This window comes from Streptomyces sp. NPDC048111 (genome assembly GCF_043202815.1).
Taxonomy (GTDB): domain Bacteria; phylum Actinomycetota; class Actinomycetes; order Streptomycetales; family Streptomycetaceae; genus Streptomyces.
In genome coordinates this window covers 15,459-37,891 of record NZ_JBIDBD010000032.1, presented here as the reverse complement: position 1 = coordinate 37,891, position 22,433 = coordinate 15,459, and the positions used below count along the sequence as shown (strand labels likewise).

The window sequence follows — 22,433 nt, the reverse complement described above, 5'->3', positions numbered from 1 at the left end:
CCACATGCCAGCGAAACCCCACATGAAGCGTGCCGCCACACGACTGTGGGCGGGGGCCGCCGGACTCGCCACCGTCGGGGCGCTCGTCGCCGCGATGCCCGCCGACGCGCACGACCGCGGCCACGGCCACGGCCCGAAGCCGGACCGCACCGTCGACGTCCAGCTCCTCTCCTTCAACGACCTCCACGGCAACCTGGAGCCCCCGGCCGGATCCGCCGGCGCGGTGACGGAGCGTCAGGTCGACGGGACCACCAAGTCCATACCGGCCGGCGGCATGGAGTACCTCGCCACCTCGCTCCGCACCGCCCGCGCGGGTCACCCGTACTCGATCACCGCGGCCGGCGGCGACATGATCGGCGCGAGTCCGCTGCTGTCCGGGCTCTTCCACGACGAGCCGACCATCGAGGCGCTCAACAAGCTGAAGCTGGACGTCACGGCCGTCGGCAACCACGAGTTCGACGAGGGCGCCACCGAGCTGGCCCGCATGCAGAACGGCGGCTGCCACCCCACCGAGGGCTGCTACGAGAAGGGCAAGAAGTTCCGCGGCGCGGACTTCCCCTACCTCGCGGCCAACGTGACGAGCGAGAAGACCGGGAAGCCGATCCTCAAGCCGTACACGGTGTGGAAGAAGAACGGCGTCAAGATCGGCTTCATCGGCGTGACGCTCGAAGGCACCCCGGACGTCGTCACCGCCTCCGGCGTCAAGGGGCTCAAGTTCGCCGACGAGATCGCCACGATCAACAAGTACGCGAAGGAACTGGACCGCCAGGGCGTCAAGTCCATCGTGGCCCTGATCCACGAGGGCGGCATGCCCGTCAGCAACGCCTACAACGACAGCTGCGACACCAACGGGCCCGGCAGCGGCATCTCGGGCCCGATCGTGGACATCGCCAAGGGCATCACGCCCAAGGTCGACGCGCTGATCACCGGCCACACCCACCAGGCCTACGTCTGCACCGTCCCCGACCCGGCGGGCAACCCGCGCATGGTCACCTCGGCGGCGTCGTTCGGCAAGCTGTACACGGACACGACGCTGACGTACGACCGCCGCACCAACGACATCGTGCGCACGGCGGTACGGTCCCCGAAGTCGGCCAACCACATCGTGAGCCGCGACCAGGCCAAGGCCGCGGACATGACCCAACTGATCGCCCGCTGGGGCAAGTTGGCGGCACCGGTTGCCAACCGGCCGCAGGGCTACATCTCTGCCGACATCAACGGCCGTGGCTCCGACGCCCCCGAGAAGCCGCTCGGCGACCTGATCGCCGACGCCCAGCTGGCCGGCCTGTCCGCGCCCGACAAGGGTGGCGCGCAGCTCGCCCTGATGAACCCCGGCGGCATCCGCTCCGACCTCGTGTACAAGGCGAGCGGCAGTGAGGGCGACGGGGTCGTGACCTACGGCGAGGCGTTCACCGTCCAGCCGTTCACCAACATGATGAACGTGGTCGACCTGACCGGTGCGCAGCTGCTCACGGCGCTCCAGCAGCAGGTCAGCGGGCCGAACGCGGCCTCCCCGAAGATCCTTCAGGTCTCCAAGGGGCTGACCTACACGCTCGACATGTCGAAGTCCGGGGCGGCGCGGGTGCTCACCGACACGGTGCGGCTGAACGGGGCGGCGATCGATCCCGCCAAGACGTACCGCGTGGCGATGAACGAGTTCCTGGCCGGGGGAGGGGACGGGTTCCCGGCGCTGGTCGGCACGAACAAGCTGGTCGGGGCGTCCGACCTCGACCTGTTCAACACCTACCTGACGGCGAACTCCTCGCCCTCGTCCCCCCTGGCCCCACCGTCCCCGACCCGCATCACTGTCCTGCCCTGATCGGCCGAGGGGTGCGGGGGGCTTTTGCGCAGTTCCCCGCGCCCCTGGGGGTGCTGGGGGCGCCCGGGGTTTGCGCAGTTCCCCGTGCCCCTTGGCTCCGCGGTCGTGTGCGGGCCGCGGTCGCTTTTCGCGCAGTTCCCCGCGCCCCCAACCCCTCGGTCGTGTGCGGACCGTGCCCGCTTTTCGCGCAGTTCCCCGCGCCCCTGGCGGGGCTGGGGTGCCCGGGGTTTGCGCAGTTCCCCGCGCCCCTTGGCTCCGCGGTCGTGTGCGGGCCGCGGTCGCTTCCCGCGCAGTTCCCCGCGCCCCTAAGCAGCACCGGTGCTGGCCCGCACCGGGCACCTCAGCCCGTCCGGCGATTGAGGACGAGCGCCGTTCAGGCGCGATCGGGGTTCGAGGGGCGGAGCCCCAGGGGCCGGGCCTGTCCGACCCCCTGCACGGGCGGGTGGGTGGGCAAGCCCCCTCGGGGTCTGGGGCGGAGCCCCAGGGCCAGGCACCCTTCAGCCCGCTGCACGGGCGGGTGGGTGGGCAACCCCCCCCGGGCGGGCCCAGCCCCAGGGGGGTTGCGCGTCAGGGGGACTCCGGGGGCGGGGTCGGGGCACCCGGCAGGGTGAGGGTGGCCAGGGTGCCACCACCCGGCGCCGGCGCGAGCCGCACCTCACCCCCCGCATGCCGAACGGAACGAGCCACGATCGAGAGCCCCAGCCCCGACCCCGGCAGGGCCCGCGCCGAGGGCGAGCGCCAGAACCGCTCGAAGACGTGCGGCAGCTCCTCCGCGGGGATGCCGGGCCCCTGGTCCCGTACGGTCAGCACCCCCCGGTCGAGCCCCACCGTGATCGTCCCGCGCGGCGGCGAGAACTTGACCGCGTTGTCGAGCACGTTCACCACCGCCCGCTGCAACGCCGCGGGCTCGGCCCGTACGTACCAGGGCGCGAGGTCCGCCGTGATGGTCAGCTCGGGGCCCCGCAGCCGGGCCCGCTCCAGCGCGACCCGGGTGATGTCGTGGAGCCCGACGACCTCCAGCGGCCCCTCCCGTACCGCGTCCGGACGGGACAGCTCCTGCAAGTCGCCGATGAGGGCGGCCAGTTCGGACATCTGCGCCGTCACCGAGGCCAGCAGCGCCTTGCGGTCGGCCGGCGGAATGGCCCGTCCGGTCTCCTCGCTGCGGGCGAGCAGTTCGATGTTGGTCCGCAGCGAGGTGAGCGGCGTGCGCAGCTCGTGTCCCGCGTCCGCGATGAGCTGTGCCTGCCGGTCCCGCGACGAGGCGAGCGCCGCCGTCATCGCGTTGAAGGAGCGGGACAGCCGGGCGATCTCGTCCTCGCCCTCGACGGGAATGCGCACCGTGAGGTCCTCGGTGCGCGCCACGTGCTCGACGGCCCCGGTCAGCTTGTCCACCGGCCGCAGCCCGGTCCGCGCCACCCAGAGTCCGGCCGCCCCGGCCGCGAGCACGCCGATCCCCGCGAGCCCGGTCAGGAGCAGCGCGAGCCGGTTGAGCGCGGAGTCGACCTCGCTGAGCGGACGCGAGAGCGACACCGCGACCCAGCGCCCGCCGAAGTCCTGGAGCTGCGTGTGCACCCGCACCTCCATGCCGTCCTCGGTGGTGCTGCCGTGCAGCGACTCGGCCTTGGGGTTGCGGCCCCGGGCCACCGCGATGTCCTGCGCCGTGACCCGTACGGGCGGCGAATCGAGGGCCACACAGCGGCTGCCGTCGGGGAGCACCACCTGGATGTAGGCGTACGGCTTCTGACCCGGCAGCAGATTGCCCTGCGCGCTGCACGTCTGGAGCGCGGCCTGCACCAGGCTGCTGGGCGCGCTGGTGTTGCGCAGCGTGCTGTCCAGCTCAGCGCGCAACTGGGCCCGGGTCAGCAGCCAGCAGGTGACCGCGACGGCCGCGACCGCGACCGCCACCGCCGTGGCCACCAGCATCGCGAGGCGCGAGCGCAGCGGCATCGCGCGGTAGCGGCGGAGCAGAGCGTTCACTCGGCGCCGCCCGGCCGGAGCGCGTACCCCACGCCCCGCACCGTGTGCACCAGGCGCGGCTCGCCGCCCGCCTCCGTCTTGCGCCGCAGGTACATGACGTACACGTCCAGGGAGTTGGAGGACGGCTCGAAGTCGAAGCCCCACACCGCCTTGAGGATCTGCTCGCGGGTCAGCACCTGGCGCGGGTGCGCGAGGAACATCTCCAGGAGCGTGAACTCGGTACGGGTCAGCTCCACGACGCGGTCGCCGCGGGTGACCTCGCGGGTGGACAGGTCCATCCTCAGGTCCGCGAAGGTCAGCACGTTCCCGGCGTCCTGCCCGGCCGCGCCCGTGTCCACCGCGTACGAGCTGCGGCGCAGCAACGCCCGGATGCGGGCGAAGAGTTCGTCCAGCTCGAACGGCTTGACCAGGTAGTCGTCGGCGCCCGCGTCGAGCCCGGTGACCCGGTCGCCCACCGTGTCGCGCGCGGTCAGCATCAGGACGGGCGTGGTGGAGCCGGCCGCACGCAGCCTGCGGGCCGCGGTGAGACCGTCCATCCGCGGCATCTGGATGTCGAGGACGATCAGCTCGGGCCGGTAGGCCTCGGCCTTGGCGAGGGCGTCGAGGCCGTCCACGGCGACCTCCGTGCCGTACCCCTCGAAGGCCAGACTGCGTTGCAGCGCCTCGCGGACGGCGGGCTCGTCGTCGACGATCAGGATGCGCTGCGGTTCGTCCTCGGCGGGGCTCATGAGCGGGTTCCTTCGGGTGCGTCTGGTCGGCTCGTGAACATCAGCCTCGCATGCGGACGGTGGGACGCGGGGCGGCTCGCTGCCCCGCGCCGGTCCGGGTGCGGCCCCCCGTGGCCGGGGGTGCCGCCCCGTGCGGACGGGCGGGGCGCCCCGCCCCGGTCAGTAGCTGCCGCCGAACCCGCCGGAGCTGTTGCCGCCCTGGCCGCTGTCGCTGCCGCCGGTGTTCGCGCCGCCGCTGCCGCCGCCGCGCAGGGCGGCGAGGTCGGACTTGACGGTGTTGATCGGGATGGCGAAGCCGAGCCCGACGCTGCCCGCCGAGGACCCGCCGCTCTGACTGCCCGAACTCGGCGAGTACATCGCGGAGTTGATGCCGATGATGTTGCCGTTCATGTCGATGAGCGCGCCGCCGGAGTTGCCCGGGTTGAGGGAGGCGTCGGTCTGGAGCGCCTTGTAGGTGGTCTTGGACGAGCCGGTGTCGCCGTTGAACTGCTGCCCGCCGAACTCGAACGGCCAGCCGCCCTGCCCACGGCCCTGGCCCTGCCCCTGTCCTTGCCCCTGTCCCTGGCCGCCCTGCTCCTTGGCCACGGTGACGTCGCGGTCGAGGGCGGAGACGATCCCGCTGGTGACGGTGCCGGTCAGGCCCTCGGGGGAGCCGATGGCCACGACCTGGTCGCCGACCGCGATCTTGCTGGAGTCGCCGAGGCTCGCCGGCTTGAGGCCGCTCGCCCCGTTCAGCTTGATCAGCGCGAGGTCCTTGTCGGGGTCGGTGCCGACGACCTTCGCGGTGTACGTCTTGCCGTTGCTGAGCTTGACCTTGACCGAGGTCGAGCCCGCGATGACGTGGTTGTTGGTGACGATCTCGCCGTCGGCCGTGATGATCACGCCGGCGCCGGTCGACTCGCCCGAGCCGGACGTCGCGTTGATCTCCACGATGCTCGGCGTGACGGCCTTGGCGACCCCGGCGACCGTCCCGTTGGTGCTGTGGGAGGCGTTGGTGCCGCTCACCGCGGAGCTGACGCTCGAACCGTCGTTGCTCACGTAGTGCTCGACGAGGCTCGCCGTGCCGCCGCCTATCGCCGCCGCGATGATGGCGACGGCCGCGATCAGGCCGACCGAGCGCTTGGCGCGGCGCGGCCGGGGGCCGCCCGCGTCGCCGCCGGCGAAGGGGGTGCCTGCGCCGTCGTGACCGTCTCCGCCGCCGTGACCGCCCGCGCCGTGGAAGCCCGCGGTGCCGGGTCCGAAGGGCCCGGGCTCCTGGTGGGCGGCGGGGCCGGCGGGCCACACGGTGGTGCCGGGGCCGGTGCTCAGCGGGGTGGCCGGCTGGTACGGGGGCGGCGGCGGATAGGCGGCCGCGCGGGCCTCGCCCTCGCGCCGCGCGTCGTCCCTGGCTCGCTGCCAGGACTCGCCCGTGTAGTCGGAGTGCTGAGGCTGCTGCTCGGGGTGTTCGCCGCTGCGGCGGGGGCTCTCGGTCATGTCTATGACTTTCGCCACGGATGATGAGAGCAGTCTGAGGACCGGGTAAGAAGCCCGGCAGAACCGCGTTTGCCCGAAATAAAGACCCGGACTCCGGCAACCGTCCGCACCCTCAACTGCGTTCTGCGGGACGCCACTTGGGGCCGGAGCGGTGCGTCCCTAGCCGCAGCCGCAGGAGCGGCGCACCACGAGCCGTGAGGGGAACTGCTTGAGGCGTTCGCGGCGCGAGCCGGCCACCCGCAGCCCGTCGTCCAGGACGAGGTCGACCGCGGCCCGCGCCATGGCGGGCCGGTCGGAGGCGATCGTGGTCAGCGGCGGATCGGTCAGGGCCGCTTCCTTGACGTCGTCGAAGCCCGCCACGGCCAGCTCGCCCGGCACGTCGATGCGCAGCTCGCGGGCGGCCCGCAGGACGCCGATCGCCTGGTCGTCGGTGGCGCAGAAGATGGCCGTCGGTCTGTCCGGCCGGGCCAGCACCCCGAGGGCCACCTGATAGGCGTCGTACCGGTTGTACGGGGCCTCGATGAGCCGGCCCTCGATGGAGCGCCCGGACTCCAGCATGGCCCGCCGCCATCCCTCGACGTGGTCGGCGACCGGGTCGCCGACGGACGGGGTGTTCTCCACGCCGCCGATGCAGGCCACGTACGCGTGGCCGTGTTCGAGCAGATGGCGGGTGGCGAGCTGGGCGCCGCCGATGTCGTCGGTCACCACCGCCACGTCGTCGATCGCCTCGGGCCGCTCGTGCAGCAGCACCACCCGGGCGTCCCAGGCCTCGATCTCGGAGGCCGCGCGCTCGCTCATGCCCTGGCTGACCAGGATGAGCCCGGCGACCCGCATGCCGAGGAAGGCCCGCAGATAGTGGACCTCGCGGTCGTCGACGTAGTCGGAGTTGCCGACCAAAACCATTTTGCCGCGCTCGGACGCGGCCTGTTCGACGGCGTGCGCCATCTCCGCGAAGAACGGCTGGCGCGCGTCCGGAACGATCATTCCTATGAGGTCGGTGCGCCGCGACGCCATCGCCTGGGCGACCCGGTCCGGCCGGTACCCCAGTTCCTTGATCGCGGCGAGGACACGCTCGCGCGTGGCCGGGGCGACCGGCCGGGGTCCGTTGTTGATGACGTAACTGACGACGGCGGTCGAAGTACCCGCAAGTCGTGCCACGTCGTCCCGCGTCACCTTGGCCACGCGCGGCAGTCTACGCGGGGTGACCCGCCTCTGGGCAGGCCGTATCGCAGGTCGTGGCCCATGTGTGATCCACCCGTGCGGTCCAGCCGCCGGGCCCGGTCGGACCGGCCCGCCGGGCCGGCCCGCGACCGCCTACCGCCGGGAGCGGGCGGCGGCCTCCTTGGTCTCGGCGGTGGCCGCGTCCACGACCGCCTTCGCCTTGGCGTCCTCGGCGCCGCGCTCGGGCTTCTCGGGCGTCACGAACCGGTAGCCGACGTTGCGGACGGTGCCGATCAGGGACTCGTGCTCGGGGCCGAGCTTGGCCCGCAGCCTCCGTACGTGCACGTCGACCGTACGGGTGCCGCCGAAGTAGTCGTAGCCCCAGACCTCCTGGAGCAGCTGGGCGCGCGTGAAGACCCGGCCCGGGTGCTGGGCGAGGTACTTCAGCAGCTCGAACTCCTTGAAGGTCAGGTCGAGGACCCGCCCCTTCAGCTTCGCGCTGTACGTCGCCTCGTCCACCGAGAGGTCACCGTTGCGGATCTCCATGGGGGAGTCGTCCGAGGTGGCCTGGGCGCGCCCGGTCGCGAGCCGCAGCCGGGCCTCCACCTCGGCGGGGCCCGCGGTGTCGAGCAGGACGTCGTCGATGCCCCAGTCCGCGGTGACGGCGGCGAGGCCGCCCTCGGTGACCACCAGGACCAGCGGACAGCCGGGGCCCGTGGAGCGCAGCAGCTGGCACAGCGACCGCACGTGCGGCAGGTCGCGGCGGCCGTCGATCAGGATGACGTCGGCGCCGGGGGTGTCCACCAGGGCCGGGCCCTCGGCCGGGGCCACCCGCACGCTGTGCAGCAGCAGGCCGAGGGCGGGAAGCACCTCCGTCGACGGCTGGAGCGCGTTGGTGAGAAGAAGCAGGGAGCTCATCGCTCTCCTCCTGCCCCGGTCGTCCGGTTCGTATCGTGCACGGGTCGCTCGGCCATGACGTGTTTTCCTCCTCGGTCCCTGCGGAGGGGGGTCCCCCTGCCCGTGGGGCTCGGGGGCGCTGCGGCACTGCTTCGTACGTGATGCGCGCTCCGGTCGGGGCCCCTGCCACGGACGTGGTTCCCCATGTGCGGCGAGAGTCCTTCGTGAGCGTTTGTTCACCCGTCCGTAACAACGACCGGGAAACACAAAAGGACCCGGGGGCTACGTTGCCCGGATCCTCTGCCAAGGAGAATAGCCCACATGAATGCCGAGGCAGATGATCGATTTCACACTTCAGCTGTTTCCTCGATCACTCCCGGCCCCCGGCGCGCCACCCTGCGTACGTCCGACGGCGTCCGGATCGAGGCGGTTCACACCCCTTGCGCCACCGGAACGGCCGACACCGCGATCGTGGTCGCGCACGGCTTCACGGGCGCGGCCGACCGGCCCGCCGTGCGCCGCGCCGCCGGGGTGTTCGCCCAGTACGCGGGCGTGATCACGTTCTCCTTCCGGGGCCACGGCCGCTCCGGGGGCCGCTCGACCGTCGGCGACCGCGAGGTGCTCGACCTGGCGGCGGCCGTCGAGTGGGCGAGATCGCTCGGGTACGCGCGGGTGGTGACCGTGGGCTTCTCGATGGGCGGTTCGGTGGTGCTGCGGCACGCGGCCGTGCACCGGCCGGGACACGGCGAGGACGCCGGGAGCGCGCGGGGGCGCACCGAAGCAGTGGCGGCGGTCAGCGCGCCCGCCCGCTGGTACTACCGGGGCACGGCCCCCATGCGCCGGGTCCACTGGCTGATCACCCGGCGCGCGGGACGTCTGGTGGGCCGCCTCGGCTTCGCCACCCGGATCCACTCCGAGGACTGGGACCCGGTCCCGCTCTCGCCCGTCGAGGCGGTCCCGCTGATCGCGCCGACCCCGCTCCTGATCGTGCACGGCGACCGCGACCCGTACTTCCCGGTGGACCACCCGCACATGCTGGCGGCGGCCGGACCTGCGCAGTTGTGGCTGGAGGAGGGCATGGGCCACGCCGAGAACGCGGCCGGGGACGAGCTGCTGCGGCGGATCGCCCACTGGCTCCTGGCCGCGCGGCCCGCCGCGTAGCCCATCATGGAGGGCGACGAAAGGAGCCTGACCATGGCAGCGGGAACCATCCGCTACTGGGCCGCGGCCAAGTCCGCCGCCGGTGTCGCCGAGGAGCCGTACGCCGCGCGGACGCTCGCGGAGGCCCTCGACGCGGTGCGCGAACGCCACCCCGGAGAGCTCACCCGCGTACTCCAGCGGTGTTCCTTCCTGGTCGACGGCGACCCCGTCGGGAAGCGGAAGCATGAGACCGTACGCCTTGCCGAGGGCGGCACGGTCGAGGTGCTCCCGCCGTTCGCAGGAGGGTGACCCCCACGTCATGAGCGAGCAGTACCCGTACCACCAGCAGCCCCAGCCCCAGCCCCCGTACGACCAGTACGACCAGTACGGGCAGCCCGTCGCGCCGCAGCCCCCGGCCCGGGCCGACGACCGGCCCGAGGCCCGGTCGCCGTTCCCGTACGAGCCGTACCAGGACCACCAGCGCTACACCCAGACCTGGGAGGGCCAGACCTGGGACACCCAGTACCAGCCCACGATCCCGCCCGCGCAGCCCCCGGCGGACCCGGGCCCGGGCCCGGCCCCCGCCCCCGCCCCGAGGAGGGGCCGCCACGCGCAGCCGGAGCGGCAGGCGTGGGGAGCGGGAGCGGGTACTGAGGGCGTGGAGGAGACGGCGTACCTGCCGCCGGTACGGCCCGGTGGTCCGGAGGAGACGGCGTACCTGCCGCCGGTACGGGCCCTTGCCGAGGAGCCGGTCCATGTGCCGCCGCAGAGCCCGCAGTACGCGCAGGATCCGCAGAGCTCTGCATATGCGCAGGACCCGCAGAGCTCTGCGTATGCGCAGGACCCGCAGTACTCGCAGGGCCAAAGTTCGCAGTACTCGCAGTACGCGCAGGACCCGAGCCCTCGGTACGCGCAGGACCCGAGCGCTCGGTACGCGCAGGACCCGAGCGCTCGGTACGCGCAGGACCCGAGCGCTCGGTACGCGCAGGGTCAGCAGGACTTTCAGAGCTCGCAGAACCTGCCCAACTCGCCCAACCCGCAGAACCCCATGACCGGCACGGCGTCCGTACCGCTGCCGCCGGAGATGCCGATGCCCGCGTCCTCGGCCGCAGCCGTGCCTACGCCTACGGCCGAGCCCATGCCCTCGGGGGCCGGGGCGGCGCACGGGCCGGGTGGGGGCCCGGGGTCCGGCGCGGCGGGGTACGGGCAGGGCGCTTCGCGGCCCGGCCCGACGGCCGGCGACGGCCCGGCCTACAGCCCGCCCACCACGACCGGCAACGCCCGGATCACCGACGCCCAGCGGGCCCGCGCCGAGGGCCGGTCTCCGATCATCGCGCCGGGGATGCAGCCCGCGGCGCTGACCGCCGTGCTCGGCCTGCTCCTCGCGGTCGCGGCGCCGGTGGGCCCGTACGCCCTGGTCGTGCCGCTGATCGCGCTCCAGGCCGTGACCGCGGCGGGCTGGTTCCGTCTGAACGGCATGTGGCCGGCCCGTCAGGGCATCGCGCTCGCCTTCGCGGGCGGCCTCGTCGCGGACGTGGCGCTGCTCGGCCTCGGCCGGGAGAACGCGCCCGCCGCGATCCTGGGCACGCTCGGGGTGTGGGTGCTCCTGACCCTGGTCCTCCAGCTGCGCTCGCACGCCGACCCCGACGAGCGGATGTACGGCCTGATGGCGACGGTCGCCTCGGCGGCGCTCGCGATCCTGGCCGGCGGGTACCTGGCGGCGCCGCCGCACGCGGTGTCGGTGGGCGCGGCTGCGGTGGCCGTGGCGGTCCTCGCCCGGGCCCTGCCGCTGCCGTCGGCCGCCTCGGTGGCGGTGGCCCTGCTCGCGGCGGCGGGTGCGGGCATCGCGGTGGGCGGCCTGACGGGCATCGGCGCGTCCGGCGCCCTGCTGGGCCTGGCGGCGGGCGTCTGCGCGCTGGTGGGCCTGCGGGTCGCCTCGTACGACTACCCGTCCCGGTTCGTCCACATGACGGCGGGCGTGGCCCTGCCGCTCACGGCGGCGGTGCCGGTGCTGTACCTGGTCGGGCGCGCGGTGGGCTAGGGCGTGCCCCGGGGAACCGGGGTTAGGCTCGCGATCGTCGTTGCGATCAACAACGAACGAATTCCATCCCGTTCACATCGATCGAACCGAGTGGGCCGTGTGGCGGGGACTGACGGCCGACTGGTGGGGGACACGTAGGCAATGCGCGCACTGCGAATACTTCTGATCATCGCGATCGTCCTCGGTGGCATCTTCGTCGCCGCGGACCGCATCGCGGTGAACATCGCCGAGTCGAAGACGGCCGACAAGATCCAGAGCAGCCAGCGGCTCGCCTCGACCCCGGACGTCGACATCAAGGGCTTCCCGTTCCTGACCCAGGTGCTGGGCAAGGAACTCGACGAGGTCGACGTCTCGCTGTCCGGGGTGACCGCGACGGCGGGGGGCCACTCGGTGAACGTCACCGAGGTGACGGCCGCGCTGCACGCGGTGAGGATCGACAGCTCGTTCTCGTCGGCGGTGGCGGGGCGCGCGGAGGGTGCGGCGAACATCTCGTACGCGGACCTGTCGAAGGCCGCGCCCAAGGGGGCCACGGTGGGCTACGCCGGGGCCGAACGGGCGGCCAAGGGCCAGGTCAAGGTCTCGGGCCCGCTCGCGGACCTGCTGGAGGGCCAGGGCGTGAGGCTGCCCGGGACGCTGAAGGCGCTGCTCCAGGGGCAGACGGTGACGGCGTACAGCACGGTGGGGGTGACCGGGGCGGGGGCGGTGCAGCTCCGGGCGGAGTCGCTGCCGAAGCTGCCGGTGCCGGGGTTTGATCAGCGGTTGCGCAAGGCGGTGGACTACGACCTGAAGATCGAGGGGATGCCGTCGAGCATCAAGCTCAACAAGGTGGCGGCGTCCGAGGGGGGGTTGCGGTTCTCGGGCGAGGGTACTGAGGTCCGCCTGGCGGGCTGATCTCCCCCACCCCGCCCCTCCCCGAAACCCTCCGGGGGCTACGACGCCCCTGCGGCCCGTGCCCGCTTCTCGCGCAGTTCCCCGCGCCCCTGGCGGGACTGGTGCGGGCCCGCATGCGCACCCCGGCCTGCCTCGCGCAGTTCCCCGCGCCCCCAAAAACTTCGGCCGTCTGCGGGCCGTGGTCGCTTCTCGCGCAGTTCCCCGCGCCCCTAAGCGGCACCGGTGCTGGCCCGCATCGGGGCATTTCAGCCCGTCCGGCGTTTGAGGACGAGCGCCGTTCAGGCGCGATGGGGGGTTCGGGGGCGCAGCCCCTGAGTAGGGGTGCAGGGGACGCAGTCCCCGCCGGGGTTCGAGGGGCGGAGCCCCTCGGGGGGTCTGGGGCGCAGCCCCAGGGCTCAGCCGGTACAACCCGCCGCACGGGCGGGTGGGTGGGCGAACCCCTCGGGGTTTGGGGCGGAGCCCCAGAGGGGGCCGGGCCGCATCGTGAGACGGGGGTGTCCGTAGGGCAGGCGCGGCGGGGCGCGGGGGGAGGCCCGGGGCGCGCGGAGGGGACCGGGGAGCCCGGCGCGTATCAATATGCGGATGATCGAGTCTCAGCATGCGACACACCGGTGACACGCCCCGCCTACCCTCCCTACGATCGGACGCATGAAGCGACAGGCGGACCTCACGAAGCGGCGGGCAGTAGACCTGTGCCGCGTCGCCGCCATGCTCTGTCGCCCCTTCTGAGCGGGACGCTCAACTCCCGCACCCCCGGGCCCACTTGGCCACCCCGACCGCTCCAGGTCGACCGGACCAGGGCCACCCCCCCCGTGCCGCCGCGTACCTGCCGGAGCGCTCCGCAACCGCCCCGCCGCGTGCGCCGTCCCGCACCCCCGCACCGCCCCCGCACACTGCCCCGGAGGAGAACAACATGAGCCGCAGCGACGTCCTGGTAGACGCCGACTGGGTCGAGGCCCACATCGACGACCCGAAGGTCGCCATCGTCGAGGTCGACGAGGACACCTCGGCCTACGAGAAGAACCACATCAAGAACGCGATCCGGATCGACTGGACCAAGGACCTCCAGGACCCGGTCCGCCGCGACTTCGTCGACCAGGAGGGCTTCGAGAAGCTCCTCTCCGGCAAGGGCATCGGGAACGACACCACCGTCGTCCTGTACGGCGGCAACAACAACTGGTTCGCCTCGTACGCCTTCTGGTACTTCAAGCTCTACGGCCACCAGGACGTCAGGCTCCTCGACGGCGGCCGCAAGAAGTGGGAGCTGGACTCCCGCGACCTCGTGGACGGCGACCAGATCCCGAACCGCCCCGCCACCCAGTACAAGGCCAAGCCGCAGGACGCCTCGATCCGCGCCTTCCGCGACGACGTCGTGAACGCGATCGGCACCAAGAACCTCGTCGACGTGCGCTCGCCCGACGAGTTCTCCGGCAAGCTGCTCGCCCCGGCCCACCTCCCGCAGGAGCAGTCGCAGCGCCCGGGCCACGTCCCGTCCGCCCGCAACATCCCGTGGTCGAAGAACGCCAACGACGACGGCACCTTCAAGTCGGACGACGAGCTCAAGGCCCTGTACGAGGCCGAGCAGGTCGACCTGGCGAAGGACACCATCGCGTACTGCCGCATCGGTGAGCGCTCGGCCCTGACCTGGTTCGTGCTGCACGAGCTGCTCGGCCAGGAGAACGTGAAGAACTACGACGGATCGTGGACCGAGTACGGCTCGCTCGTCGGCGTTCCGATCGAGCTCGGCGCCAACAAGTAACCCGCACAGCCCGCTCAGCCCCCAGCCCCCAGACCAGCAGAGACCGTAAGGAAGACCCATGTGTGGAGCGAAGGCCGGCGGCCCCGACGCCTCGACGATCAAGCCCGGTGAGACCACCATCCAGGGCCAGGTGACCCGCGACGGCGAGCCCGTCACCGGTTATGTGCGCCTGCTCGACTCGACCGGTGAGTTCACGGCCGAGGTCCCGACCTCGGCCACCGGACAGTTCCGCTTCTACGCGGCCGAGGGCACCTGGACCGTGCGCGCCCTGGTGCCGGGCGGCACCGCGGACCGTACGGTCGTCGCCCAGACCGGTGGCCTCGCCGAGGTCGCCATCGCCGTCTGACGGCACACCGCCGAGTTCGGCGGAGTACGCAGGACCGGCCGGAGGGCCGCACCCCAGGGGTTGGACGCCTTTGGATCGGGGTGCGGCCCTCCGCGCCGTCCGCACGGCCGGGCGCCGTCCCGCCGGTCCCGTATCGGGCCCGGCCCCGGGGTCGTACGCTGGATTCATGTTGGCCCGGCGCCGGCGCGGCTATTTCTGGATGATGGGCGGCTGCATCCTGCTCTTCGTGTCCGCCTGGGGTTTCGTGCGCCTGTGGTCGGTCCCGGTGGCGGTGGGCATGTGCGTGGTCGCCATGGTGATCCCGCCGATCGCCGCGATGGTGGCCAACCGGCGCGGCCCCGACGACCGCTGGTGGGACGATCCCTCGGGCGACCCCAAGTCGGACGAGTGGTGGGACGAGCTGGACGGCAAGAAGCGCCGTCCCTGACCCCGCCCGCCTGGCCGACCCGCCCGCCGGGCGGCTCAGTACACGAGCGCCTGGACGCCCTCCGCCATGATCTCCTGCACGAAGACCTGGGCCCCGGCGATCCGCACGCCCTCCAGGACGTCCTGCTCCGTGATCTCCCGCCGGGTCGCGCACTGCGTGCACAGCGTGATCCGCCCGCCCGCCTGAACGGACGCGATCAGGTCCGGCAGCGGCGCGGCGTGCGGCAGCGCGAACTCCTCCGCCCGGCCGGGCAGGGCGAACCAGGACGACTCGCCGGTCAGCCAGAGCGAGACCTCCACACCGCTGGCCACGGCCACCGCCGCGACGGTGAACGCCTGCGAGCACCGCTCGGGCGCGTCGGCGCCGGCGGTCACCTTGATCACGAGCTTCTTGTTCGGCATATGCGGAACTGTAATCCGCCAGGTCACAACCTCTTCGGGTGGCTGTGGGTCCCTTGTGTGCCGCGGGCGTCGCCGTCCGCGGCGCTGTGCGTTTCCAGACCCGTTCCAAGTCGCACCAAATGGTCTCAAGACCTGCCAAGTCCTGTGGGGGGACACGTGAGTTCAACCGAAGAGCCGCCCGAGCCGTCCGGTTCGCCGGGCCCGCCCAAGCCGCTCGACCCGCCCGCGCCGCTCGACCCGCCCGCGCCGCTCGACCCGCCTGAGCCGCTCGACCCGCCCGCGCCCGCTGCGGTGGGCCGTGCGCGCCGCCCGCGGGGCCGCACCGCGCTGGTCGTCGCGGGGGCGGCCGTGCTCGGAGTGCTGGCCGGGACCGTCACCGGGTACGCCGTGCAGTACCAGCGGCAGCCGACGCCCCTCGCGCCGCTCGCCCAGCAGGACCTGCCCGCGTCGAAGACCACCCCCGCGACCGCAGGGACGACCGCGCGCACCATCTCCGCCAACCGCTGGGACGAGAAGTCCGACGGCGATCTGCGCCGTCTCCTGGTGCCCGAGCCGGGCGGCGCGAAGACGGTGCATCAGCCCGAGTACAAGGACCTGCTGCTGACCTCCGCCGACTTCGAGAAGCCCGGAGCGGCGCTCGTGGGCCTGCTGCGCGACGGGTTCCGGCGCAGCGCCACGACGTCCTGGTCGGTGGACGAACACGTCTACGTCACCGTCGTCCTGACCGAGTTCCGCGACGACACCGCGCTCCGGTCCAAGGCGTTCGCCCGCGAGCAGCAGGAGTTCATGTTCGCTGACGACCGGGCGGGCAACTACGGCAAGCCCATCCCGGGCAGCGACAACGGCCACACCTACGTGTTCAACAAGCCGCACACCGAGGCCGGTTACGAGCCGCTGTACCAGGGGCGGGCCTACGCCTGGCGCCACGGCATCTTCATGGAAATCTCGTACGACAAGAACGACGGCCCCCTCTCGGAGCCCGCGCTCCAGGCGCTGGCCAAGCAGCAGTGGGAGCGTCTGTGATGACGAACGAGCCCGAGTCCACCCGGCCCACCGAGGCGCGGCCCGCCCCGACCGAGCCCGCTCTGGCGACCGAACCGGCCCCGACCGAGCCCGCCCCGGCCGCCGGGCCGTCTCCGGCCGAGCCCACCCCGGCGACCGAGCCCGTACCCGTCGGCGGTCGGCGCCGGGCACGGCTGGTCCCCCTCGTCTCGGGCGCCCTTGCGCTGCTGCTCGTCGGCGGCGGCGCCGTAGCGGCGCTCCACGTCCTGGACGGCGCCGACCGCGACTCGCCCACCGTCGTGATGCCGGACTCCGCGGCCGGCGCGCAGGCCACGCCCGAGGCCACCGCGCCCGCCACCCGCGCCGGGCTCGGCGGCCGGCTCCTGCCGGTGCCGACCGGCTATGAACTCGGCCCGGACATCGGCGAGTTCGGCAATGACGAGACGCTCGGCGCCCAGCAGGCCGGCGCGCTCCTCAAGCAGGGCGACCGGGGGCTCCCGGCCGACCAGCGGGAGAAGTGGGACCACGCGGTGGACGGCCTGAAGGTCAAGGGCGTCGCCCTGCGCAGCTACAGCGACGGCACCTTCGTCACCGAGATGCGGCTGTCCCAGATGGGCAACGCCGAGGCGATCAAGAACCTCAACGACTTCCAGCGCAAGTTCATGAGCAGCCTGAAGGCGCTGCGGGCCGGCCCCAAGATCGGAGGGCACGCCAACGCGGTCTGCTTCCTGCTGCCCAAGGACGACGAGCTGAAGCTCGACGCGATGTTCTGCAACGCGTACGAGGGCGACGTCATGGTCACCACCTACACCTACGCACCGGCCCCGCTGGACACCGACGCGGCGGCGGTGCTGCTGCGCAAGCAGCTCGACCTCATCAAGTCCCCCGGGGAGTCCGTGTGAGCGACCTGACCGACGTGACCGGCGACCAGGCCCCGGCCAGCCTGACGAGCGAGACCCCGGCCGACCTGACGAGCGAGACCCCGGCCGTGCCGGTCGACCGGGCCCCGGCCGAGGCACCCCCGGCCCCCCTCGCGGACCCCGCCCCGCCCAAGGACCGGCGCGTGCTGCGCGGTGTGCTGCGCTGGACGGCGGCGGTGGCCGTCTTCGGGGTGCTCGGCAGCGGCGTCGCGTACGGCATCACCCAGCAGGAGCGCACCGACGTACCGGGGCTCGCCACCAAGAGCGACGGCCGCTGGGACTACCCGCGGCTCGTGCGGCCGGCGCTTCCGGCGGGGGCCGCGCTGCCGTACGACGACGACAACCCCGGCATGATCCACTACGCCGAGCTGGAGCAGCTGCTGCTGCCCGCCCCGGCCGGGGCCACCCCCGACCCCACGCTCAAGGGCGAGAAGAGCCGGATCACCGCCGACCGGTTCCTCCAGGAGTTCGGCACCGACTCCCGCGTCCCCAGCATGCGCCAGGACCTCGCGCAGGGCGGCCCGGTGCAGTTCGCGGCCCGCGGCTGGACCATGCCGGACGGCACCGCAACCCGGATCTACCTGGTGCGCTTCCACACCTCCGGGTACCAGAGCGCGTTCACCATGCCGTACCTCTCCAACGCGGGCGTGGCGCCGCGCGTCCTGAAGGACGTGGAGGGGGAGTCCGGGATGGACACGGACTACCTCCCGGGCGGGCAGGGCGTCGCGCACGTACGGCACGACGTCTACGCGGAGTCGGCGCCGACCGGGCCCGTCGACGTGCGGCACGCCTATCTCGTGGCGGGCGACATCGTCGCCCTGGTCGTGCAGTCGCGGAAGGGTTCGGCCGCCGCGGTCCCCTTCCACCAGACGGTGGTGCTCCAGGAGCAGCTCCTGGGCTGATCCGCCCCGCCGCACGGGCGCGCCACCGGCGGCGTACCTCACAGAGAGGGCCGGCCCCCCACCCATTAGGCTGGGGGCCGGCCCTGACCGCCCCTACACCCGCTCATGCGAGGAGCCCCCCGTGCTTGAGGCTGTTTTCTCCACCCTCCTTGTCCTGGTCTGCGTCGGCGTCCTCGCCTTCGCCGGGCTGACCGTCAAGAAGCTGTACCAGGGTCAGCGCTGACCACCCCGACGCTCACCCCGTCCGCAACGAAGAGATCGCAGCCCTCATGATCGAGATTCCGTCCGACCTGCACCCCGACCTGGTCCCCCTCGTCTTCCTCCTCGGTACGTGGGAGGGCGCCGGTGTCACCGACTTCCCCGGCGCCGAGAAGGCGAACTTCGGGCAGTCCGTGACCTTCTCCCACGACGGCCGCGACTTCCTGGAGTACGTCTCGCACTCCTGGATCCTGGACGCCGAGGGCAACAAGGTGAAGCCGCTGGAGTCCGAGTCGGGCTACTGGCGCATCGACAAGGACCGCAAGGTCGAGGTCGTCATGGTCCGTGACCAGGGCATCGTCGAGGTCTGGTACGGCGAGCTCGCCCACCAGAAGCCGCAGATCGACCTCGTCACCGACGCCGTCGCCCGCACCGCGGCCTCCGGCCCGTACACCGGCGGCAAGCGACTGTACGGGTACGTCAAGAGCGACCTGATGTGGGTCGGCGAGAAGGCGACGCCCGACGTCGAGCTGCGTCCCTACATGTCGGCGCACCTGAAGAAGGTCGTCACTCCGGAAGAGGTCGCGGAGATGGCCCGCGGCCTCGGTGACCTGCCGGACGACGGCATCGCCTTCTTCAAGTAGGCCGCCCGCCGCGCAGCGGCCGCCTTCCGGCCGGGTCGGCCGCCGCCGCGGCTCCTACACTGGGAGCGTGGTGACCACCGACTGGCAGAGCGACCTCCGCAGGCGCGGGTACCGCCTGACGCCCCAGCGACAGCTCGTCCTGGAGGCCGTCGACGTACTCGAACACGCGACGCCCGACGACATCCTCACCCAGGTGCGGAAGACGGCGGGCGGCGTGAACATCTCCACCGTGTACCGGACCCTGGAGCTCCTGGAGGAGCTGGGTCTGGTCTCGCACGCCCATCTGGGCCACGGCGCTCCGACGTACCACCTGGCCGACCGCCACCACCACATCCACTTGGTGTGCCGGGACTGCACCGAGGTCATCGAGGCCGATGTGTCGGTGGCCGCGGACTTCACCGCGAAGCTCAAGGACACCTTCGGCTTCGAGACGGACATGAAGCACTTCGCGATCTTCGGGCGCTGCGCGGACTGCGCGCGGAAGGCCCAGGACGGCGAGTCGTAGGCTTGCCCGCATGAAGAGCCCTCTGCTGTCCAAGGCCGGCGCCGTCCCCGCCGAGGGGCGCGACGAAGGAGTCGCGGCGCACTACGGCGACCTGTTCCGCGAGCAGCGCGCGCTGGCCGGCGGCACCGGCCTCGTCGACCTCTCGCACCGCGGGGTCATCACCGTCACCGGCGACGACCGGCTGAGCTGGCTGCACCTGCTGCTCACCCAGCACGTCAGCGAGCTGCCCGCCGGGCAGGCCACCGAGGCGCTCGTGCTGTCGGCCAACGGACACGTCGAGCACGCCCTGTACCTCGTGGACGACGGCGCCACGGTGTGGATCCACGTGGAGCCCGGCACCCAGGGCGAGCTGATCGCCTACCTGGAGTCGATGAAGTTCTTCTACCGGGTCGAAGTGGCCGACCGCACAAGCGAGTTCGCGGTCGTGCACCTCCCGGCCGGCTCGATCGCCGAGGTGCCGGACGGGGTGGTCGTGCGCGAGACGGCGTACGGGCGCGATCTGTTCCTGCCGCGCGGGGACCTGGAGAAGTACGCGGAGCAGGCGGGCCCGCTCATCGGCATCCTGGCGTACGAGGCGCTGCGGGTCGAGGCGCACCGGCCGCGGCTCGGCTTCGAGACCGACCACCGGACGATCCCGCACGAGGTGGGCTGGATCGGCCCGGCCGTGCACCTCCAGAAGGGCTGCTACCGCGGCCAGGAGACGGTCGCCCGCGTCCACAACCTGGGCAAGCCCCCGCGCCGCCTGGTCTTCCTGCACCTCGACGGCAGCGAGGTGCTGCTGCCCGGGCCGGGCACGCCGGTGCGGCTCGCGGCCGACGGTGCCGAGGGCCGCCAGCTCGGCTTCATCACGACCTCGGCCCGCCACCACGAGCTGGGTCCGATCGCGCTCGCCCTGATCAAGCGGAACGTGCCGGTGGACGCGGAGCTGCTCGCGGGCGGCACGGCGGCGGCCCAGGAGGTCGTGGTCGAGCCGTAGGGCGTCTCAGACCTCGACGACGACCGTGAACGGGCCGTGGTTGGTGAGGGACACCCGCATGTCCGCGCCGAAGCGGCCCGTCTCCACCCGGGCGCCCAGCGCCCGGAGTTGCTCGACCACCGCGTCGACCAGGGGCTCCGCCACCGCGCCCGGGGCTGCCGCGTTCCACGTGGGCCGGCGGCCCTTGCGGGCGTCGCCGTAGAGGGTGAACTGCGAAATCACCAGCAAGGGCGCGTTCACGTCCGAACAGGACTTCTCGTCCTCAAGGATGCGAACCGACCACAGCTTGCGGGCGAGCTGCGCCGCCTTGTCCGGAGTGTCCTCATGAGTGACCCCGACCAGGACGCACAGTCCCTCGCCCGCGATCTCGCCGACCGTCTCGCCACCCACGACGACCTTCGCGCCGTCCACCCTCTGCACCACCGCTCGCATGCGCCCCAACCTATGCCACCGGTGCGGCCGAATTCCGAGCGGCTGAACGGGTGCAGTGCACCTGCACGTGCCGTACCCGGAGTGGCACGATGCGTACAGGCGGTGCCGGCCCCGGGCCCTTCGGGCCAGGGGAGACCCCGTGCACCGGTCGAGGGGACGGAAAGACGCATGAGCACATCAGGCGCCGGGCAGCCGCCCGGCCCCGTATCGCTGACCCGGACCAGCCCGCGTACCGCCGTGCGACCGCCGGCCCAGCGGGCGGGCGGCAGTCTGCCGCCCCGGCGCGACCACGACCTGGCCGCGCTGCGGCTCGCCGAGCTGCGCACCCTGCGCCGGCAGTCGCAGCGCGACGAGGCCGACCTCAGCTACGTACGGCGGCTGCTGCACGGGCGGATCGACATCCTGCGGGCCGAGCTGGCCCGGCGCACCGGACCGCAGGCGCCCGTCGTGGAGCGGCTCGCCGAGATCCTCACCGACGCGCCGTCCCCGCACCGGGCGTCCGCCCGCCACGTCACCCTGTCCGCGCCGCGCAGCGAGGAGTACCGGCTGCTCGCCGCCGAGATGGACGCCGAGGTCGAGCTCTCGGACCTGGCCGCCCGTACGGACGAAGAGCTCCACACCGCCACCGGCCGCCTGATCCGCTACGAGCAGCACGTCTCGCGGCGCCGCAAGGAGGTCCAGCGCACCGCCGACGATTGCAGCGCCGAGATCGCCCGCAGGTACCGTGATGGGGAAGCACAAGTAGACGATCTGCTCAATTGACCCGCCCGATCCGGACGTGATCCCTCCAGGGCAGGTCACCTGCCCGGAAGGCCGCACTCCCATGACCGCCCTGACGTCCCCGATACCCCCGGTCCTCGCCGAAGTCGTCCGTTCCGGATTCGTCGAGGGCCATCATCGGGGCTCGCTCGTGGTGCTCGCCGCGGACGGCAGCGTCGAGTTCTCGCTCGGCGACCCGGCCGCGCCCGTCTTCCCCCGCTCGTCCAACAAGCCGATGCAGGCCGCCGCCGTGCTGCGGGCCGGCCTTGAGCTCTCCGGCGAGCGCCTGGCCATCACCGCGGCCAGCCACTCGGGCGAGGGCTTCCACCTCGACCTCGTCCGCAAGATGCTCGCCGAGCACGGGCTGACCCCGGACGACCTCCAGACCCCGCCCGACCTGCCGCTCGACGCGATCGAGGCCGAGACGTACCTGGCGGCGGGGCAGGTGCGCGAGCGGCTCACCATGAACTGCTCCGGCAAGCACACGGCGATGCTCGCGGCCTGCAAGCTCAACGGCTGGGACCTGGCCGGCTACCTCGACCCGGCCCACCCGCTCCAGCGCCTGGTCCACACGTCCGTCGAGGCCGCCGCCGGCGAGCCGGTCGCCTCGGTCGGCACCGACGGCTGCGGCGCGCCGCTCATGGCCATCAGCCTGACCGGCCTCGCGCGCGCCTTCCGTACCTTCGCGACGGCCGCGCCCGACTCGGTCGAGGGCCGCGTCGCCGAGGCGATGCGCACCCACCCCGAGTACGTGGCCGGCACCCGGCGGCCCGACACCTGGCTGATGCGCGAGGTGCCCGGCACCCTGTCGAAGATGGGCGCCGAGGCCGTGCAGGCCGTGGCCCTCGCCGACGGCCGCGCCCTCGCCTTCAAGGTCGACGACGGCGCGACCCGCGCGCTCGGCCCGATCCTGGCCCGCGCCCTCGAACTGCTCGGCGTGGCCGGCCCGGTGGTCCGGCGGATCGGGCTCGCGCCGCTGTTCGGCGGGCCCTCGGTGGTCGGCGAAATCCGCGCGACATTCTGAGGACCGGCCGC

General features: G+C 72.7%; 24 protein-coding genes. 17 read left to right on the top strand and 7 right to left on the bottom strand.

Annotation, left to right across the window (positions count from 1 at the left end; all coding sequences use genetic code 11):
* Nucleotides 1-4 precede the first annotated feature (4 nt).
* On the top strand, nucleotides 5-1,819 hold the full coding sequence (locus tag ACGF3I_RS30765) for a bifunctional metallophosphatase/5'-nucleotidase (protein WP_393137754.1): 1,815 nt from the start codon (nucleotides 5-7) through the stop codon (nucleotides 1,817-1,819).
* 567 nt (nucleotides 1,820-2,386) lie between these two features.
* Here ACGF3I_RS30765 and ACGF3I_RS30760 read toward each other — a convergent pair.
* The 5 genes from ACGF3I_RS30760 to ACGF3I_RS30740 all read right to left on the bottom strand — a co-directional run bounded on the left by ACGF3I_RS30760 (nucleotide 2,387) and on the right by ACGF3I_RS30740 (nucleotide 8,076).
* A complete protein-coding gene (locus ACGF3I_RS30760; RefSeq protein ID WP_393137811.1) occupies nucleotides 2,387-3,787 on the bottom strand; it encodes a sensor histidine kinase in 1,401 nt (466 codons plus the stop codon).
* 5 nt (nucleotides 3,788-3,792) lie between these two features.
* Nucleotides 3,793-4,524, bottom strand: coding sequence for a response regulator transcription factor (locus ACGF3I_RS30755; RefSeq protein ID WP_393137752.1), 732 nt, complete (start codon nucleotides 4,522-4,524; stop codon nucleotides 3,793-3,795).
* 159 nt (nucleotides 4,525-4,683) lie between these two features.
* Nucleotides 4,684-5,997 (bottom strand): S1C family serine protease, encoded by a 1,314-nt coding sequence (locus tag ACGF3I_RS30750; RefSeq protein WP_393137750.1) that lies wholly within the window; start codon nucleotides 5,995-5,997, stop codon nucleotides 4,684-4,686.
* Nucleotides 5,998-6,156: 159 nt separating this feature from the next.
* Nucleotides 6,157-7,179 (bottom strand): LacI family DNA-binding transcriptional regulator, encoded by a 1,023-nt coding sequence (locus ACGF3I_RS30745; RefSeq protein ID WP_393137748.1) that lies wholly within the window; start codon nucleotides 7,177-7,179, stop codon nucleotides 6,157-6,159.
* Nucleotides 7,180-7,311: 132 nt separating this feature from the next.
* Nucleotides 7,312-8,076 carry a response regulator transcription factor gene (locus ACGF3I_RS30740; RefSeq protein WP_393137746.1) on the bottom strand — a complete coding sequence of 255 codons (765 nt, stop codon included), beginning with the start codon at nucleotides 8,074-8,076 and terminating at the stop codon, nucleotides 7,312-7,314.
* A 300-nt stretch (nucleotides 8,077-8,376) separates the two neighbouring features.
* On the opposite strand from ACGF3I_RS30740, the gene ACGF3I_RS30735 reads away from it, so the two are divergent.
* The 8 genes from ACGF3I_RS30735 to ACGF3I_RS30700 all read left to right on the top strand — a co-directional run bounded on the left by ACGF3I_RS30735 (nucleotide 8,377) and on the right by ACGF3I_RS30700 (nucleotide 14,659).
* Nucleotides 8,377-9,216 carry an alpha/beta hydrolase gene (locus tag ACGF3I_RS30735; RefSeq protein ID WP_393137744.1) on the top strand — a complete coding sequence of 280 codons (840 nt, stop codon included), beginning with the start codon at nucleotides 8,377-8,379 and terminating at the stop codon, nucleotides 9,214-9,216.
* A 33-nt stretch (nucleotides 9,217-9,249) separates the two neighbouring features.
* Nucleotides 9,250-9,504, top strand: coding sequence for a MoaD/ThiS family protein (locus tag ACGF3I_RS30730; protein WP_393137742.1), 255 nt, complete (start codon nucleotides 9,250-9,252; stop codon nucleotides 9,502-9,504).
* Nucleotides 9,505-9,514: 10 nt separating this feature from the next.
* Nucleotides 9,515-11,236, top strand: a complete 1,722-nt coding sequence (locus ACGF3I_RS30725; RefSeq protein ID WP_393137739.1) for a hypothetical protein — start codon at nucleotides 9,515-9,517, stop codon at nucleotides 11,234-11,236.
* Nucleotides 11,237-11,377: 141 nt separating this feature from the next.
* Nucleotides 11,378-12,127 carry a DUF2993 domain-containing protein gene (locus tag ACGF3I_RS30720; RefSeq protein WP_393137736.1) on the top strand — a complete coding sequence of 250 codons (750 nt, stop codon included), beginning with the start codon at nucleotides 11,378-11,380 and terminating at the stop codon, nucleotides 12,125-12,127.
* 648 nt (nucleotides 12,128-12,775) lie between these two features.
* Entirely contained in the window at nucleotides 12,776-12,856 is an 81-nt protein-coding gene (locus ACGF3I_RS30715) for an Ms5788A family Cys-rich leader peptide (protein ID WP_350751515.1), read from the top strand.
* Nucleotides 12,857-13,040: 184 nt separating this feature from the next.
* Entirely contained in the window at nucleotides 13,041-13,886 is an 846-nt protein-coding gene (locus tag ACGF3I_RS30710) for a sulfurtransferase (RefSeq protein ID WP_393137734.1), read from the top strand.
* 58 nt (nucleotides 13,887-13,944) lie between these two features.
* A complete protein-coding gene (locus ACGF3I_RS30705) occupies nucleotides 13,945-14,232 on the top strand; it encodes a DUF1416 domain-containing protein (protein WP_054232391.1) in 288 nt (95 codons plus the stop codon).
* A 166-nt stretch (nucleotides 14,233-14,398) separates the two neighbouring features.
* Nucleotides 14,399-14,659, top strand: a complete 261-nt coding sequence (locus tag ACGF3I_RS30700) for a DUF3099 domain-containing protein (RefSeq protein WP_393137731.1) — start codon at nucleotides 14,399-14,401, stop codon at nucleotides 14,657-14,659.
* Nucleotides 14,660-14,694: 35 nt separating this feature from the next.
* Here ACGF3I_RS30700 and ACGF3I_RS30695 read toward each other — a convergent pair whose 3' ends face one another.
* Nucleotides 14,695-15,060: a DsrE family protein gene (locus ACGF3I_RS30695; RefSeq protein WP_393137729.1), complete on the bottom strand. Its 366-nt coding sequence runs from the start codon at nucleotides 15,058-15,060 to the stop codon at nucleotides 14,695-14,697.
* 156 nt (nucleotides 15,061-15,216) lie between these two features.
* Here ACGF3I_RS30695 and ACGF3I_RS30690 point away from each other — a divergent pair, with 156 nt between their 5' ends.
* From ACGF3I_RS30690 to ACGF3I_RS30665, 6 genes are all read left to right on the top strand, one after another.
* Nucleotides 15,217-16,083 (top strand): hypothetical protein, encoded by an 867-nt coding sequence (locus tag ACGF3I_RS30690; protein WP_393137727.1) that lies wholly within the window; start codon nucleotides 15,217-15,219, stop codon nucleotides 16,081-16,083.
* Nucleotides 16,083-16,964, top strand: coding sequence for a hypothetical protein (locus ACGF3I_RS30685; protein ID WP_393137725.1), 882 nt, complete (start codon nucleotides 16,083-16,085; stop codon nucleotides 16,962-16,964). The genes ACGF3I_RS30690 and ACGF3I_RS30685 overlap by 1 nt, the downstream gene beginning before the upstream one ends.
* Nucleotides 16,961-17,884, top strand: coding sequence for a hypothetical protein (locus ACGF3I_RS30680; RefSeq protein WP_393137723.1), 924 nt, complete (start codon nucleotides 16,961-16,963; stop codon nucleotides 17,882-17,884). The genes ACGF3I_RS30685 and ACGF3I_RS30680 overlap by 4 nt, the downstream gene beginning before the upstream one ends.
* A gap of 269 nt (nucleotides 17,885-18,153) precedes the next feature.
* Entirely contained in the window at nucleotides 18,154-18,726 is a 573-nt protein-coding gene (locus tag ACGF3I_RS30675; protein ID WP_114039033.1) for an FABP family protein, read from the top strand.
* Nucleotides 18,727-18,793: 67 nt separating this feature from the next.
* Complete coding sequence (locus ACGF3I_RS30670; protein WP_393137721.1) at nucleotides 18,794-19,231, top strand: Fur family transcriptional regulator; 438 nt, start codon at nucleotides 18,794-18,796, stop codon at nucleotides 19,229-19,231.
* A gap of 10 nt (nucleotides 19,232-19,241) precedes the next feature.
* A complete protein-coding gene (locus ACGF3I_RS30665; protein ID WP_393137719.1) occupies nucleotides 19,242-20,207 on the top strand; it encodes a YgfZ/GcvT domain-containing protein in 966 nt (321 codons plus the stop codon).
* A gap of 6 nt (nucleotides 20,208-20,213) precedes the next feature.
* Here ACGF3I_RS30665 and dtd read toward each other — a convergent pair whose 3' ends face one another.
* Complete coding sequence (gene dtd, locus ACGF3I_RS30660; protein WP_393137716.1) at nucleotides 20,214-20,639, bottom strand: D-aminoacyl-tRNA deacylase; 426 nt, start codon at nucleotides 20,637-20,639, stop codon at nucleotides 20,214-20,216.
* A 168-nt stretch (nucleotides 20,640-20,807) separates the two neighbouring features.
* On the opposite strand from dtd, the gene ACGF3I_RS30655 reads away from it, so the two are divergent.
* Nucleotides 20,808-21,401 (top strand): ABC transporter substrate-binding protein, encoded by a 594-nt coding sequence (locus tag ACGF3I_RS30655; RefSeq protein WP_393137714.1) that lies wholly within the window; start codon nucleotides 20,808-20,810, stop codon nucleotides 21,399-21,401.
* 61 nt (nucleotides 21,402-21,462) lie between these two features.
* The gene (locus tag ACGF3I_RS30650; protein WP_393137712.1) at nucleotides 21,463-22,422 is read left to right on the top strand and encodes an asparaginase; all 960 of its coding nucleotides are present in this window, start codon (nucleotides 21,463-21,465) and stop codon (nucleotides 22,420-22,422) included.
* Nucleotides 22,423-22,433: the final 11 nt, after the last annotated feature.